This is a genomic window from Kitasatospora sp. NPDC058243, assembly GCF_042882025.1.
Taxonomy (GTDB): Bacteria; Actinomycetota; Actinomycetes; order Streptomycetales; family Streptomycetaceae; genus Kitasatospora.
Genome location: NZ_JBHVWW010000014.1, coordinates 54,593 through 69,155, shown reverse-complemented (window position 1 = coordinate 69,155; position 14,563 = coordinate 54,593). Strand labels below are relative to the sequence as shown.

General features: G+C 74.7%; 12 protein-coding genes. 5 read left to right on the top strand and 7 right to left on the bottom strand.

Going from position 1 to position 14,563, the window contains the following annotated elements; translation table 11 throughout:
* Positions 1-11 precede the first annotated feature (11 nt).
* From ACFVX9_RS12680 to ACFVX9_RS12670, 3 genes are all read right to left on the bottom strand, one after another.
* Complete coding sequence (locus tag ACFVX9_RS12680; RefSeq protein WP_387981551.1) at positions 12-1,463, bottom strand: MFS transporter; 1,452 nt, start codon at positions 1,461-1,463, stop codon at positions 12-14.
* The gene (locus ACFVX9_RS12675) at positions 1,460-2,137 is read right to left on the bottom strand and encodes an ArsR/SmtB family transcription factor (RefSeq protein WP_380487261.1); all 678 of its coding nucleotides are present in this window, start codon (positions 2,135-2,137) and stop codon (positions 1,460-1,462) included. The genes ACFVX9_RS12680 and ACFVX9_RS12675 overlap by 4 nt, the downstream gene beginning before the upstream one ends.
* 103 nt (positions 2,138-2,240) lie before the next feature.
* Positions 2,241-2,945, bottom strand: a complete 705-nt coding sequence (locus tag ACFVX9_RS12670; RefSeq protein ID WP_380370365.1) for a hypothetical protein — start codon at positions 2,943-2,945, stop codon at positions 2,241-2,243.
* Positions 2,946-3,273: 328 nt separating this feature from the next.
* Between ACFVX9_RS12670 and polX the strand changes: the two genes are divergently transcribed.
* Positions 3,274-5,043, top strand: coding sequence for a DNA polymerase/3'-5' exonuclease PolX (gene polX, locus ACFVX9_RS12665; RefSeq protein ID WP_387981549.1), 1,770 nt, complete (start codon positions 3,274-3,276; stop codon positions 5,041-5,043).
* 166 nt (positions 5,044-5,209) lie between these two features.
* Here the strand turns inward: polX and ACFVX9_RS12660 are convergent, their stop codons facing one another.
* A complete protein-coding gene (locus ACFVX9_RS12660) occupies positions 5,210-6,088 on the bottom strand; it encodes a carbohydrate kinase family protein (RefSeq protein WP_387981547.1) in 879 nt (292 codons plus the stop codon).
* A 3-nt stretch (positions 6,089-6,091) separates the two neighbouring features.
* Positions 6,092-7,075, bottom strand: coding sequence for a pseudouridine-5'-phosphate glycosidase (locus ACFVX9_RS12655; protein WP_363371028.1), 984 nt, complete (start codon positions 7,073-7,075; stop codon positions 6,092-6,094).
* Positions 7,076-7,211: 136 nt separating this feature from the next.
* Here ACFVX9_RS12655 and ACFVX9_RS12650 point away from each other — a divergent pair, with 136 nt between their 5' ends.
* Both ACFVX9_RS12650 and ACFVX9_RS12645 read left to right on the top strand, forming a co-directional pair.
* On the top strand, positions 7,212-8,114 hold the full coding sequence (locus tag ACFVX9_RS12650) for a LysR family transcriptional regulator (protein ID WP_063350236.1): 903 nt from the start codon (positions 7,212-7,214) through the stop codon (positions 8,112-8,114).
* Positions 8,115-8,306: 192 nt separating this feature from the next.
* On the top strand, positions 8,307-9,971 hold the full coding sequence (locus ACFVX9_RS12645) for a peptide-N4-asparagine amidase (protein ID WP_387981546.1): 1,665 nt from the start codon (positions 8,307-8,309) through the stop codon (positions 9,969-9,971).
* A 349-nt stretch (positions 9,972-10,320) separates the two neighbouring features.
* On the opposite strand, the gene ACFVX9_RS12640 is transcribed toward ACFVX9_RS12645, so the two are convergent.
* A complete protein-coding gene (locus ACFVX9_RS12640; RefSeq protein ID WP_363371036.1) occupies positions 10,321-11,025 on the bottom strand; it encodes a response regulator transcription factor in 705 nt (234 codons plus the stop codon).
* 211 nt (positions 11,026-11,236) lie between these two features.
* Here ACFVX9_RS12640 and ACFVX9_RS12635 point away from each other — a divergent pair, with 211 nt between their 5' ends.
* Together ACFVX9_RS12635 and ACFVX9_RS12630 are read left to right on the top strand one after the other, a co-directional pair.
* Positions 11,237-12,820: a purple acid phosphatase family protein gene (locus tag ACFVX9_RS12635; RefSeq protein ID WP_387981544.1), complete on the top strand. Its 1,584-nt coding sequence runs from the start codon at positions 11,237-11,239 to the stop codon at positions 12,818-12,820.
* 133 nt (positions 12,821-12,953) lie between these two features.
* Entirely contained in the window at positions 12,954-13,706 is a 753-nt protein-coding gene (locus ACFVX9_RS12630) for a (2Fe-2S)-binding protein (protein WP_387981542.1), read from the top strand.
* 70 nt (positions 13,707-13,776) lie between these two features.
* Here the strand turns inward: ACFVX9_RS12630 and ACFVX9_RS12625 are convergent, their stop codons facing one another.
* Positions 13,777-14,529: a FadR/GntR family transcriptional regulator gene (locus tag ACFVX9_RS12625; protein ID WP_380487274.1), complete on the bottom strand. Its 753-nt coding sequence runs from the start codon at positions 14,527-14,529 to the stop codon at positions 13,777-13,779.
* Between the last annotated feature and the right edge of the window lie 34 nt (positions 14,530-14,563).

Below are 14,563 nucleotides of genomic sequence, written 5' to 3'. Positions count from 1 at the left end.
GCACGACAGGCCTACGAGCGTGCCGGGATCGACGCGGGCGCAAGCTCGGGCTCGGGCTCTGTCCCGGGCTCGGGCTCTGTCCCCAGCTCAGACTCGGGCTCGGGCTTCGCCCCGTCGACGGTGCCCGTCCGGCCGCGCCGGCGGTCCATCTCGCGCCACTCCGGCCGCAACCCGGCCAGGTTGGTGGAGGCGAAGTAGAGGGCGCCGCCCGCGACCAGGGTGGGTATCAGCCCGACAAGGCTGACCGCTGCGCCGGCCAGCAGGCCGCCGAGCGGGATACCGGCCCAGGCGAGGGAGTCGCCGAGGGCGTGGACACGGCCGAGCAGGTGGCGGGGCACCCGCTCGAAGAGCACCGCGCCGAGGATCGGGTTGAGGAAACCGCCGCCGAAGCCGCCGACCGCGAAGACCGTGAGCACCACCCACAGCGGCGCGCCGCACGCGAGCACCAGGAAGCGCGGGGCCCCGACGAGCAGGAAGCCGGCGAAGAACACCGTCCGGCGGGGCAGCCGGTGGGCGATGGCCGCCGCGATCAGACTGCCGACGACCGCCGTGATCCCGCCGGCGGTGCCGGTCAGGCCGATGGCGGCCGGGCCGTTCCCCGACTCCCGCGCCCAGACCGGGAGGAGGACCGTGATGAACCCGGCGTCGAGCAGGTTGGTGATGCCGACCAGCACCGTCACGGTGAGCAGCAGCGGATCGGAGCGCAGGAAAGTGAAGCCCTCGCGGAACATCCGCCAGTAACCCGCCGGTTCGGCCCCGGTTCCGGCTCCGGCGCCAGTTCCGGCGCCGGCTCCGGTCCCGATCCCGGCCTCGGCCTCGGCCTCTGCGGCCTGCGCGGCAGCGGGTGCCGGGGCCGCCGCGCGCCCCATCCCGCGCGGCAGGGCGAAGGCGATGACGAGGGACCCCAGGGCGAAGGTGGCGGCGTTGAGCGCCAGCCCGGCCAGCGGGCCCATCAGAGCGACCAGCCCGCCACCGACCGCCGGGCCGACCGTGGAAGCCAGCCGTTCGGTGACGCCGGAGAGACCGGTGGCGCGCTCCATCGGCACCCGGGCGCGGTCGGCGGCCTCCGGGACCATGACCGACTTGGCCAGATCCCCCGGGCCGCGCATCGCCCCGATCACCGCGACCATCGCCAGCAGCACCCCGAACGGCAGCAGCCCCAGGGCGTGCAGCAACGGGACCAGCCCGGCCGCGACGGCGCTCACCAAGTCCGTCGTCCAGGACACCACCCGCGGCCCGAGCCGATCGACCAGCGGCCCGGTCAGCGCCTTGACCAGCACGTACGGCGCCATCTCGGCGAAGGCGACCAGGCCCGTCATGGTGGCGCTGCCGGTGGTGGCCAGGACGAACCAGGGCAGGGCGATGGCCGAGACACGCGTCCCGGTGATGGAGACGGCCATGGCGGAGAGCACCCCGACCAGCGGCCGGAGGCTGCGCGCGGGCGCGTCGACGACTGTGGTCATCGGGACCCCGCCTCACCGGTGTCGGTGTCGGTGCTGGCATCGCTGTCGGTATCGGTGTCGGCATCGGTACCAGCGCCGGTGCCGACGCTCGCGTCGGGCAGCACGTGGACGACCACGGCGACCCGCTCGGTGCCCTCCGGGGCCGGCCCCTCCGCATCCAGCGCGCGGTAACGCCGCACCACCGCGGACAGATCAGCGGCCAGTTGCCCGGCCTCCTCGGGGGTGAGCTGCAACAGCACGTCGCTGAGGCCGACCGCCTTGCGCCACTCCCGCGGCATCGTCTCGAAGGCGTCGACCGACCGCTGTGCCGCCAGGGCGTGGGCGGTGAGGACGGACCGCAGGAAGCCGACGGCCGTGTCGAGCTCCTCGTCGGCCATGTCGTCACTCGTCCAGACGGTGAACTTGTGGGCCGAACGCCACCACCGCTCCCGGGCGTTTCCGCGCTCGGGATCCTCCTCGACGAAGCCCGCGGCGGCGAGCTGGCGGAGGTGGTAGCTGGTCGCCCCGGAGTTGAGCCCCAGCTGCTCGGCGAGCCTGGTCGCCGTGGAGGGACCGTGCTTGCGCAGCAGCCCGACCAGCTGCATGCGCACGGGGTGGGCCATCGCCCGCATGCCCTTGGCCGTGAGGACGATGTGCGGGTCATCGCTGTGCATCCAGCCGCGTTCATCGGTCATGGCAGGAGCGTAGAACCGCAAAGACATCTTTGCAAAGGGTTTTTTGCGAAGAAGTCTTTGCGGTGAAGGGTGGAGCCCCGAAGAGCTGCCCGCCGGCCGTCCGTCAGTCGTGCGCGACCACCAGCAGCAGCACCACCGTCAATCCGCCGCCCGGTGTGGCCTCCACCGCCAGTCGCCCGCCCGCCGCCAGCACCAGGCTGTGCACGGCGGGCCCGACCGGCCCGTCGGCGCGGGCGCCCGCGAGCAGCCACTCCCGCGCCCCGGGCAGCTCGGACGACCCCCGGTCGGCCACCCGGATCTCCACCCGCCCGCGCGGTCGCGCCGCCCCGCTCAACCCGGCCGCCCGCAGGGCCGTCGCGGCCGGGCCCGGCCCGCCCGCCACCTCGGCGCGGACCAGCACCCGCCCGCCGGGCGGGTTGCGCCGGATCGCGTGGTCGACCAGGCCGGCGAGCGCGGCCTCCAGCCGCCGGGCGTCCCCGACCACCACCGGCAGCCCCGGCGCCAGCCGGGCCGTCACCGCCGCCGCCCGGCCGCCGCCGCGCACCACCCTGCGGACCACTTCGGTCACCTGGACGTGCCGCGCCTGCGGCTCGCAGCCGGCCTGCCGGTCGGTCCACTCGACGCGCTCAAGTTCCGGCCGGGACAGCGCCCGGGGCCCGGCCATCTCGCCCGGTCTGAACGGTCCGGCCTCCTCGCCCGCCACCGCGCCGCCGGGCCCTCCCGTACGGCCGGGGCCACCCGGCCCGCCGAGGGCGCCGAGCGCCCTGGCCCCCGATGCGACATAGCCCCAGAGCTTCCCGCTTGCCATCGCCCTGCCCCTCGTGCATCGCCGGCGGCCGTCATCAGTGCCGCGGCCGACCGGCGCGGGCCGCTTCCCAGGCCCTGCTGTCAGCCTGCACCTCACTCGTTCGGGTGACAATCCGGCTCCGGGACGCGAACCGGGCACCACCCCCGCCGGTCGGCCGATGCCACACCCGCCGACCGGCGGGGCAGGCCCGGCCACCGGCCCGGCCCGGCCCGCCCTGGGCCCGCGACGCAGCGCCGCCGGCCCCGGGCCGGGCCTCACGAACTCCCTTCGCCCGCCCGGAGGGCCGCCGCCCAGGCCGGAGCCCGAGGACCCGCCCTAGACTGGCCCCATGCCCCGGCTCAACGACCAGGTGCGGGAGCTGCTCCAGGAGTACGCCGACCTGATCAACATCACCGACGGGGACGCCTTCCGGGCGCGGGCCTACGAGAAGGCCGCCCGCGCGGTGGGCGGCCACTCCGAGGACGTCGCCGGCCTGGACGTCAAGGGCCTGCAGCAGATCCCCGGCGTGGGGAAGTCCACCGCCGAGAAGGTCGCCGAGTACCTCGCCACCGGGCGGATCGCCGCCCTGGAGGCCCTGCGCGCCGAAGTCCCGTCCGGGGTCCGGGAGATGACGGCCGTGCCCGGCGTCGGCCCCAAGCGCGCCCTCGCCCTCCACCGCGACCTGGGCATCTCCTCCGTCGACGACCTGGCCGAGGCGGTCCGCTCCGACCGGCTGTCCGGCGTGGCGGGCTTCGGCGAGCGCAGCGGCGAGAAGATCCTGCACGGCATCGAGTTGCTGCGGCGCTCCGGCGGCCGCACGCTGCTCGACGCGGCCACCGAGCTGGCCGAGCAGCTCGTCGCCGCACTGTCCGCCGTACCCGGCTGCGCCCGCTGCGCGTACGCGGGGTCGCTGCGCCGGATGCGCGAGACGGTCGGCGACGTCGACGTGCTGGCGACCGCCGCCGACTCCGCCCCGCTGATGGCCGCGCTCACCGGACTCCCGTACGTGGCCGAGGTGATCGCGAGCGGTCCGACCAAGACCTCGGTGCGCACCACCGGGGGCGTGCAGGTGGACCTGCGGGTCGTCCCGGAGGAGGACTGGGGCGCGGCGCTCGTCTACTTCACCGGATCGAAGGCGCACAACATCAGGCTGCGCACGATGGCCGTCCGGGCCGGGCTGAAGCTCTCGGAGTACGGCCTGTTCCGGACCACCGCCGAAGGAGAGGGCCGCGAAGGAGAGGACGGCGAGAAAGAGGACGGCGCCAAGGTGGCGTCCGCGACCGAGGACGAGGTGTACGCGGCGCTCGGCCTGCCGTGGATCGCGCCGCCGCTGCGCGAGGACCGGGGCGAGATCGAGGCCGCCCTGCGCGGTGAACTCCCTGATCTGGTCCAGGAGTCGGACCTGCGCGGCGACCTGCACACGCACACCGACCTGACCGACGGCCTGGCCACCCTGGAAGAGATGATCGACACCGCGGCCGCCCGCGGCTACTCCTACTACGCCGTCACCGACCACGCCCCGGACCTGGTGATGCAGCGGATGACGGACGAGAAGATGCTCGCCCAGCGCGAGCGGCTGCGCCGACTCGCCGACCGCCACCGGAAGCTGCGCCTCCTGCACGGCACCGAGCTGAACATCGGCCCGGACGGCGGGGTGGACTGGCCGCCCGGGTTCCTGGCCGGCTTCGACGTCTGCGTGGCCTCCGTGCACTCGCACTTCACCGCCGACCGGGCCGCCCAGACCCGCCGGCTGATCCGCGCCTGCGAGAATCCGCACGTGCACGTCATCGGCCACCTCACCACCCGGAGGATCGGCCGCCGCGGCCCGATCGACGTCGACCTGGACGCGGTGTTCGCGGCCGCCGCGCGCACCGGCACCGCGATCGAGATCAACAGTTCCCCGCAGCGGCTCGACCTGCGCGACGAGGACGTCCTGCGGGCGAAGCGGCACGGCGTCCGCTTCGCGATCGACAGCGACGCCCACGCCACCGGGCAGCTCGCCTACCCGCGCTTCGGCATCGGTACGGCGCAGCGCGGCTGGCTCACCGCCGAGGACGTGATCAACACCTGGCCCTGGCAGCGGCTGAAACGTTTCCTCCGCAAGGACGCACTGCACTGAGCGAGCCGCCGGGCACCCCGGCGGGCGGCCCCCACGCACGGGGCCGCCCACCGCACGGTCAGCTCGACGCCGCCCCGAGCCCACCCCGACGCAGCCCCGACGCAGCCTCAACGCCGCCCCGACACCGCCCGACGCCGCCCCTGAGGTCACCGCTCCGCGAACGAGGTCACCGCTCCGCGAACGAGGCCCCCGGCGTGGCCAGCACCCGGGCCGCGCTGCGGTGCCCGAGTCCGGCGGCCAGGTGCAGGTCGCCGGTCTCCAGGAAGCCGGCCAGGAATCCTGCCGCGAAGGCGTCCCCCGCGCCGGTGAGGTCGCGCACCTCGCTCACCGGCGGCACGGGCACCGTGAACGGCGCGTCCCCGGGCACGTCGACGGTGGTCGCCTGGGCACCGGCCTTGGTGACCACGGTGGTGGCCGCCAGCCGGGCCCGCTCCGGCCCCGGCAGCCCGCCCACCAGCAGGCCCAGGTACTCCGCCTCGGACCGGTTGGCGAACACGAAGGTCGGCGCCAACTCGGCCAGCAGGGCGAGGAAGCGCTCCCGCCCGTACTGCTCCAGCATGCCGGTCGAGGAGGCGTCCACCGAGGTGGTGCCGCCCGCCCGCCGGACCCGCGCCAGCGCGTCCACCGCGGAGCGGCCGACCGGGTCGCCGTCGAAGGAGTAGGCGGGCACGTGCAGGTGGGTCAGGCCGGCCAGCCACTCGTCCGGCACCCGGTCCAGCAGCTTGGCCGCGCCGCGGTCGGGCAGCATGGTCCGTTCGCCGGCCTGGTCGATCAGGACCACGATGCTGCCGGTCTGGCCGCGCCGGGCGACCCGCACGTCCACGCCGTGCCCGGTCAGTTCGGCGACGATGCCGTCCCCGACCGGGTCGGCGCCGACGCAGCCGATGAACCGGGCCGGGTACTGACCGGCAACGAAGCTCGCGACGTTCGCCGCGCTGCCGCCGCGTCGCCGGAAGACCTGGGCGCTGGAGTCGGTGCCGTGCCGCAGCGGGCCGTCGACCCAGACGACGATGTCCTCGACGAGGTCGCCGAGCACCCCCAGCACGGGTCAGGCCCCGCTGCGGGCGGCGGCCGCCAGCGCGGTCGCGATCTGGCCGCCGAGCCGGACGTTGCCCCGGTAGACCTCGACGTTGACCTCCAGGCTGCGGCCCTGGGTGTCGCGCTGGATGTGGTCGAGCAGGAACGGCGTGGAGGCGTTGCCGGTGACGCCCTGGCGCTCGGCCTCGGCCCAGGCGCGGGCCAGGATGCCGTCGAGCTCCTCCGGCGGCAGCTGCTTGGCGGGGTCCACCGGGTTGGCGATCAGGACGGCCTGCGGCAGGGCGAGGCGGTCGCGGGCCTCGATGAGCCGCGCGGCCTCCTCGGGCGACTCGACGCTGAAGTTGATCTCGTGGCCGGAGTCGGTGACGTAGAAGCCGGGGTACTTGCGGGTGCGGTAGCCGATGACCGGGATGTTGAAGGTCTCGAAGCGCTCCAGGGTGGCCCGGATGTCGAGGATCGACTTCACGCCCGCGCTGATCACGGTGACCGGCGTGGCGGCCAGGGTGGTCATGTCGGCCGACTCGTCGAAGCTCTCGGAGGCGCCGAAGTGGACGCCGCCGAGGCCGCCGGTGGAGAACACCCGGATGCCCGCCCGGTGGGCGAGGAAGGCGGTGGCGGCGACGGTGGTGCCGCCGTGGCGGCCGAGCGCGGCGACCACCGGCAGGTCGCGCAGGCTCACCTTGTCCAGGCCGTCCGTCGCGGACAGTTCGGTGATCTGCTCGGTGCTCAGACCGACCGTGGGCACGCCCGCGTGCACGCCGATGGTCGCCGGGACGACGCCCGCCTCGCGCAGCTGCCGCTCGGCCTCCAGCGCGACGGCCAGGTTGCGGGGGCGCGGCAGGCCGTGGGTGAAGATGGTCGACTCCAGCGCGACCACGGGCCGGCCGTCGGCCACGGCCTGCGCGACCTCCTCGGAGACGTGGATGGCCCGCGCGGAACGGGTGGCCGGCGCGGAGCCGGCGGCTTCGGGGGTGCTGGGGGGCAGTCCGGTCATGGTCGGATCTCTCTGTGAGATGCCACTGCGGTGGGGCAACGTGTCGCTCAGCGTATGGACGGTTCGCATCGGAATCCAGAATGAGTCCTGGGGCTTTCCATAGGCTCTGGCCTATGAGTTGGCTTAGGCTTGGGCCATGGGCTTCACCTTGCGTCAACTTGAGGTCTTCCTCACCGTCGCCGAGACACTGCACTTCGGACGGGCCGCCGAACGGCTGCACATCTCCCAGCCGACGGTCAGCCAGGAGGTCGCCCGGCTGGAGCGGACCGTCGGTGTCGAGCTCTTCGACCGCAGCCGCCGCTCGGTGGCGCTGACCGAGGCCGGCGAGGTGATGGCCGCCGAGAGCGCCCGGCTGCTCGGGCAGGCCCAGACGCTGCTGGCCCGGGTGCGGCTGCACGAGGAGTCCCGGCTGGGGACGGCCCGGATCGTGGCCTCCCCCAGCGTGGTGAACCGGCTGCTGCCCGCCGTGGTCAGCCGCGCCGAACAGGAGCTGCCCGCGCTCACCACCGCCGAGGTCGCCGTCGACACCGGCCAGGTCTCCACCGCGCTGGCCGCCGAACTCGCCGACATCGGCCTCGGCCGCTTCCTCGACGAGGTGGCCGGCTACCGGCTGGAGCGGATCGCCGACGAGCCGGTGCGGGTCGCCCTCGGCCGGGACCACCCGCTGGCCGGTCGGACGAGCGTGCGCCTCGGCGAACTGCGTGACCTGCCGCTGCTGCTGTGGCCGCGCGAGCAGCACCCGCGCTACTACGACCACGTGCTCGGCCTGTGCGCGGACCACGGCGTCGACCCGCCGGTGCTGGTCAGCCCGCCGCGGATCGTCGGCTCCCGGCTCTACCTGCTCGCCCGCAACCGCGCGTTCTCGCTGGTGCCCGGCTCGATGACCGGCCACCTCACCGAGGACGTGGCCACCGTCCGGCTGGACGGCCGGGCCACCCTGCCGCTGGAGATGCAGTGGCGGCTGGACGACCGCCGGCCCCGGCTGGCCACCCTGCGCGACCTGATCCGGCAGGAGGCGGCGGCCCTGGAGGTCGACTAGGCCCTGCCCTGCCGATCTTGCCGGGCCCGGATCGGCCGGACCGGACCCGGCCACTCGTGACGGGTCACGCCGGGTACCCGAAGCACCCCCGGCAAATCCTTGACGCTGGCATGCCACCGCCGAAAGGATGCCCGGACCGCCCACCCGGCCCGCGGCAGCGCCCGCCGGCCGCCCGACCCCTGGGGACCAGCCTTGGCCGTCCGCCCGCTGCTTCGCCGCGCCGCCCGCCTCCTCGGCGCCGCCGCCCTGACCCTCGCCGGCACCCTCACCGCCGCCACCCCCGCCCACGCCGACTTCGGCACCGACTACCACGACCCGGTCACCGCCCCCCGGCCGCTCACCCGCCCCGACACCCGCTCCTGCACCGTCGAGGTGATGCACGACCAGCAGTTCCGCAACGGGTACGGCAACCCGCCCGACACCCCGTACACCACCACCCTCACCCCGCCCGCCGACTGCGCCGGGCCCTGGTCGGCGGTGGTCCTGGACCTCCACGGGCAGGTCGCCGGGCGGCAGTTCGACCGCATCTTCAGCGCCCGCGTCGGCGGCGTCCAGGTGCTGCTCTCCTCCACCCCCGAGCCGTCCAAGGACGGCATCGAATGGAAGCTGGAGCGCGATCTCACCCGCTACGCCCCGCTGTTCGCCGCCGGACCGCAGCCGTTCTCCCTCGACCTCGCCAACGTCACCGACGCCACCTACACCGGCGTCTTCACCATCAGCGCCAGTGTCACCTTCTACACCGCGAACGACCGCCGGCCCGCCGCCCACGCCGCCGACCGCCTGCTCACCACCGGGCCGTTCGCGCTCACCCAGGCCGCCCCCGCCGCCACCCGCGAGCTCACCTTCCCGCAGAACCTCGAACGTCTCACCGCCGAGGTCTACACCCGGGGCGGCGGCGCCTGCGAGGAGTTCGCCTACGCCTCCGCGCCCGACGCCTTCGTCAGCGCCAACCCCGGCCTCGGCTCCTGCGGCAAGGGCCCGTTCCGCGAACTGCGGCTCACCGTCGACGGGCGGACGGCCGGCGCGGTCTGGCCCTACCCCGTCATCTACACCGGCGGGTGGGACCCACTGCTCTGGCGGCCCGTCCCCGGCGTCTTCGCCTTCGACCTGCCCGCCTACCGGCTCGACCTCACCCCCTACGTCGGACTGCTGCTCGACGGCCGCCCGCACACCGTCGGCATCGCGGTGAACGCCAGCGAGGCACAGAACAACGACACCTGGACCGGCCAGATCAACCTCTTCGCCGACGTCGACCACGGCACCGCCCGCACCACCGGGCAGCTCACCGACCACCGGGTCGCCCCCGAGGCCGCCGTCGACACCCGGCTCACCGACCACGGCGGCGGCAGCGGCGACTGGACCGTCACCGCCGGCCGGCACGACCTCGCCCGCGGCTGGGTCCAGACCTCGCACGGCCGGATCACCACCGAGGTCCGCGACGACCTCGCCTTCCGCTCCGCCCAGCAGCTGCGCGACAGCGGCAACGACGTGACCCTGCACAACCGCACCGACCTCACCCGCACCACCGCCACCTGGGGCGGCGGCCCGCACCGCACCACCACCGTGCGCGAGGGCGAACCGCTGGACGTCACCTACCGCGTCACCCACGACGCCGCCGGCAACACCGACCAGCAGACCGCCATGGACCTCGGCTACCACCGCGAGAGCACCGCGGCCACCGGCGGCCACGTCACCGAACGCTCCACCGTCGACCACACCCTGCGCCCCACCGCCCGCCGCCACGACGGCGACTCCACCGTCCGCACCGGCACCAGCACCGAGGACTACCGCAGCACCGGGCCCGACGGGCCGTACCACCGCACGCTCTCCTTCGTCGACGGCTGGCCGAAGCCGTAACACCGCCCGAAATCTCCCGACTTGCGAAATCCATCCGATTTCAGGCGGTTGACCCCTGGTGCACACGGCGTGGGAAGCGCATGATGGGAAGTGGACCTGCGAGGCAGCTGAAGGAGTTCGACCGCAGGAGGCAGTGGTGACAGATCGAGACGGATCAGGGTCTGCCACTGGTACTACCTCGGTCGACGATCGAACTGCCGGCCGGAGGACACGATGTCCGGAGGCCACCCCCGCCTCGTAGGTTCCCCGCGTCCACGGAGCGCCCCCTCGGCTCCGTGGACGCGTCCGTCGCGGCAGGGGCCCGTCGCGGCGGCGCCCGTCACTACGGTGCCCGTGACTGCGAGACCCGTCACTGCGGCACCGGGTAGCCCATCTCCCAGGCGTGGACGGCGATGCCGACCCGGTTCGCCACCCCGAGCTTGCGCTGGACGCTCGCGACGTGCGTCTTCACCGTGCCCGGCGAGATGAACAGTTCGGCGGCGATGTCCGCGTTCGTCCGGCCCGCCGCCACGTGACCGGCGATCTCCACCTCCCGCTCGGTCAACGGCACCACCGGCGCCGAGCGGGGCTCCGGACGGCGCGGCGCCGTCACCTGCCGCAGCAGCCGGACCGTGACCGACGGACTGATCAGGCTCTCCCCGTCCGCTGCCGCCCGCACCGCCTCGACGAGCAGCGCCGGCCCCGAGCGCTTCAGCAGGAACCCGGACGCACCGTGCCGCAGCGCCGGGTACACGTACTCGTCCAGGTCGAAGGTGGTCAGCACCACCACCCGCACCGGCTCCGCCACCCCCGGCCCGGCCAACCGCCGGGTCAGCTCCAGTCCGTCCATCCGCGGCATCCGGATGTCCACCAGCGCGACGTCCGGGCGCAGTTCGGCCGCCAGTTCCAGCGCGGCCAGCCCGTCGGCGGCCTCCCCCACCACCTCGATGTCCGGCTGCGCCGCCAGGATCCGCCGGACGCCGCGCCGGACGCCCTCCTGGTCGTCCGCGATCAGCGTACGGATGATCCGCGGGCACTCACCGTTCGCACTCGTCACACCGTTCGTACTCGTCACGGCAGGCAGTCTGCCACGCCCGTCCGGACCGCCGGCCCCGCCCGCCGCCAATGCGGCCCGGTGGGTGGGAAGTTCACGTCACGAGCCCGGCGGGCGGGAAGTTCACGTCGCGGGCCCGACGGACGGGAGGTTCACGTCACGAGCCCGGCAGGCGGGAAGTTCACGTCGCGGGCCCGGCGCGGTTCACCAACGCCCGGTGAGGCTGGCGGCCATGAACGCTTCCAGTGGACATCCCCCCGTCAGCCGCCGCGGGATCCTGGCCGGTGCCACCGGTCTCGGTCTCGGCGGCGCCGTCTCCCTCTCCGGCATCGCGGCCACGCCCGCCGCCGCCTCCCCGCTGCTGCTGGAGCGGCCGGACCGCTCCGGCGCCCCGCGCGTCGCCGGGCTGCACCTCCAGTTCGGCTCGGACGCCTCGCGCGAGGTCGTGGTCTCCTGGCACACCACCGCCTCGGTCGGCAACCCCCGCGTCCGGTACGGCACTTCGAACGGCGGCCTGGGCCGCAGCGTGCAGGCCGACACCAGCACCTACCGGGACGCCAAGTCCGGCACCGAGGTCCAGATCCACCACGCCCGGCTGAGCGGCCTGCACCCCGACACGGACTACGTGTACGCCGCCGTCCACGACGGCGCCACCCCGGAGCTCGGCACCGTCCGCACCGCCCCGCGCGGCCGGGCCGCCTTCACCTTCACCAGCTTCGGCGACCAGGGCACCCCCACCCTCGGCAAGAAGACCGCGAACGGCTACGCCAACGACAACCTGGGCAGCCCCGCCGCCGGCGACACCACCGCCGGAGTCGAGCGGATCGCCCCGCTGTTCCACCTCGTCAACGGGGACCTCTGCTACGCCAACCTCGCCACCGACCGGGTCCGCACCTGGTCCGACTGGTTCGAGAACAACAGCCGCTCCGCCCGCCACCGCCCCTGGATGCCCGCCGCCGGCAACCACGAGAACGAGCGCGGCAACGGCCCGACCGGCTACGGCGCCTACCAGGCCTACTTCGACCTCCCCCCGTCCGGCTCCGACGACGAACTGCACGGCCTCTGGTACGCGTTCACCGCCGGCGCGGTCCGCGTCATCAGCCTCAACAACGACGACGTCGCCTACCAGGACGCCGGCGACTCCTACGTCCACGGCTACACCGGGGGCGCCCAACAGCGCTGGCTGGAACGGGAGTTGGCCGCCGCCAACGCGAACCCCGAGATCGACTGGATCGTGGTCTGCATGCACCAGGTCGTCATCTCCACCGCCGACAAGTTCAACGGCGCCGACCTCGGCATCCGCGAGACCTGGGTGCCGCTGTTCGACAAGTACGGCGTCGACCTGGTGGTCTGCGGCCACGAGCACCACTACGAGCGCTCGCACCCGATCCGCGGCCAGCAGCAGACCGACACCCGCACCCCCATCCCGGTCGCCACCGACACCCGGACCATCGACACCACCCGGGGCACCGTCCACATGGTGATCGGCGGCGGCGGCACCTCCGCCCCCTCCAACGGCCTCTTCTTCGAGCCCGCCAAGGCCCGCGTCATCACCGGCGTCGGCGCCGTCGACCCGGCCACCGGCAAGCGGCCCCCGCAGTACGTGATCGAGGACGCCCCCTGGTCGGCCTTCCGCGACGCCGACAACCCGTACGGCTTCGCCGCCTTCGAGGTCGACCCGGGCGAGCGCGGCGGCCGGACCACCATCGATGTCACCTACTACTCCGTCAGCGGCCCGTACGGAGACCTCGTCCCCGTCGACCGCTTCACGCTCACCCGCCCGCGCGGCGCCCGCGGCGGCGGCCGGGGACGCTGACCCCGGTCGCGCCCGTCAGGGTGGCGCGCTCACCGGCCGCCACCCCGACGGGCGCGGTACCGTTCCTCCGCGCGCCCGAACGCACCGATCACACCGAACGTCTGAACGCCTGAACGCCCTGGAGGCCCGCCCGATGCCCGTCGACCGCCCCGCCGACGGCACCGGGAACGCCGGCCGCCCCGACTACGGCCGACTCGCCGCCGTCGGCCCGTACTTCGCGCTCGACACCCCCGCCACCCCCGGCGCGGGGCCGCCCCCGGGCTTCCGGCCGCTGCCCGAGCTGTACGGCACCGGGCCGGACGCGCCGCTGGCCCGGCGGATCCGGGTGGTGGCGCAGCGGCTCGGCACCGCCGAGCCCCGGGTCGCCGCGTCGATCCTGCACCTCGGACTGGCCGCCCGCTTCTGGTCGGTGGGCCTCGGGGCGGCCGTCCTGCTGGGTACGGTCCCGACGCTGGAGCACGCCTGGGTGCGGATCCCGGATCAGGGGCCGCTCGACCTCTGGACGCCGCCGGAGCCCCCGCTCCCCGCTCCGCTGCCGCTCGCCGACCAGCTGTACGATGCCGTCCTGGTGGGCCAGTTGGAGCCGCTGGCGGCGGCGGTGCGGTCCGCCGTCCCGCTCTCCGCCCGGCTGCTGACGGGCAACGCCGCCTCCGCCCTGGCCGGTACGCTGCGGGTCCTGGACGCCCACGCGCCGGGCCCCGCACGGGCGTTGGTCGCGGAGCTGCTCGCGCGCCCGCCGCTGGCCGGCACCGGGACGCTGCGGACCGGCCCGCACGGTGCCGCCTTCCGGCGGACGAGCTGCTGCCTGTACTACCGGGTGGGGCCGGGCGCCGGGGTCTGCGGCGACTGCTGCTTCACCCGGCCGCCCGCGCCAAAACAGGGCTGATACATCCAGGAGTGCAGGTCATATCCGGGCCTCCGGTCAGCCGTCGTCCGTCAGCCGTGTCCGTCAGCCATCAGCCGTCGCCCGCCAGCTGGAGGTGCCCCCGCACCAGGTGGTGCACGCAGGCGACGGTGTGCACCTCGGCGGCGGCCCGGGCCCCGGCCGCGTCGCCGGCCAGGACGGCGACCAGGATCTCCCGGTGCTGCTCGGCGAACCGCTCCTGGTCGGGGCCGTGCGGTGCGGGCAGCCAGAGCAGCGGCCCGAGTTCGGCCTGGAGCCGTACGGCGAGCCGGGTGAGGCGCACGGACCGGGCGGCGACGGCGAGTTCGATGTGGAAGCGGGCGTCGGCGCGGCGCTGTTCGGCGGGCCCGGCGGCGTCGCGCAGGTCGTGCACCAGCCGGGTGAGCCGGGGTGCGAGGTCGGCGGGGGCGCGTTCGGCGGCGAGCCGGGCGGCGGTGCCGGAGACGGCCAGTTCCTCGTCGCCGAGGTCGCGCAGGTCGACGGTGGCGAGGTCGCGCAGCCGGGCGAGTTGGAGGCGTTCGGAGCCCTCGCCGGGGGTGCGGACGAAGCTGCCGCCGTTGCGGCCGCGCCGGGTCTCGATCAGGTCGGCCTCGCGGAGCAGGGCGAGCGCCTCGCGGACGGTGCCGTTGGCGACGCCGAGCCGGTCGGCGAGGTCGTTCTCGCTGGGCAGTTGGTCCCCGTCGGCGACCAGGCCGAGGGCGATCGCCTCGGTGATCCGGCGGGCCACGGCATCGGCGCGGCCGAGGTCGGTCAATGGCGCGAGGACGGCGCTGAGCAGCGGGGTCGTGCTCCCGATCGTCGCCACGCCGGCCCCCTCCTCGATCACCGTCGGACTGGGT

Bases quoted from the DNA above. Each gene is read 5' to 3' on its own strand.
- ACFVX9_RS12680 (WP_387981551.1), bottom strand. From the start codon at position 1,463: ATGACCACAGTCGTCGACGCGCCCGCGCGCAGCCTCCGGCCGCTGGTC.
- ACFVX9_RS12675 (WP_380487261.1), bottom strand. From the start codon at position 2,137: ATGACCGATGAACGCGGCTGGATGCACAGCGATGACCCGCACATCGTC.
- ACFVX9_RS12670 (WP_380370365.1), bottom strand. From the start codon at position 2,945: ATGGCAAGCGGGAAGCTCTGGGGCTATGTCGCATCGGGGGCCAGGGCG.
- polX (WP_387981549.1), top strand. From the start codon at position 3,274: ATGCCCCGGCTCAACGACCAGGTGCGGGAGCTGCTCCAGGAGTACGCC.
- ACFVX9_RS12655 (WP_363371028.1), bottom strand. From the start codon at position 7,075: ATGACCGGACTGCCCCCCAGCACCCCCGAAGCCGCCGGCTCCGCGCCG.
- ACFVX9_RS12650 (WP_063350236.1), top strand. From the start codon at position 7,212: ATGGGCTTCACCTTGCGTCAACTTGAGGTCTTCCTCACCGTCGCCGAG.
- ACFVX9_RS12635 (WP_387981544.1), top strand. From the start codon at position 11,237: ATGAACGCTTCCAGTGGACATCCCCCCGTCAGCCGCCGCGGGATCCTG.
- ACFVX9_RS12630 (WP_387981542.1), top strand. From the start codon at position 12,954: ATGCCCGTCGACCGCCCCGCCGACGGCACCGGGAACGCCGGCCGCCCC.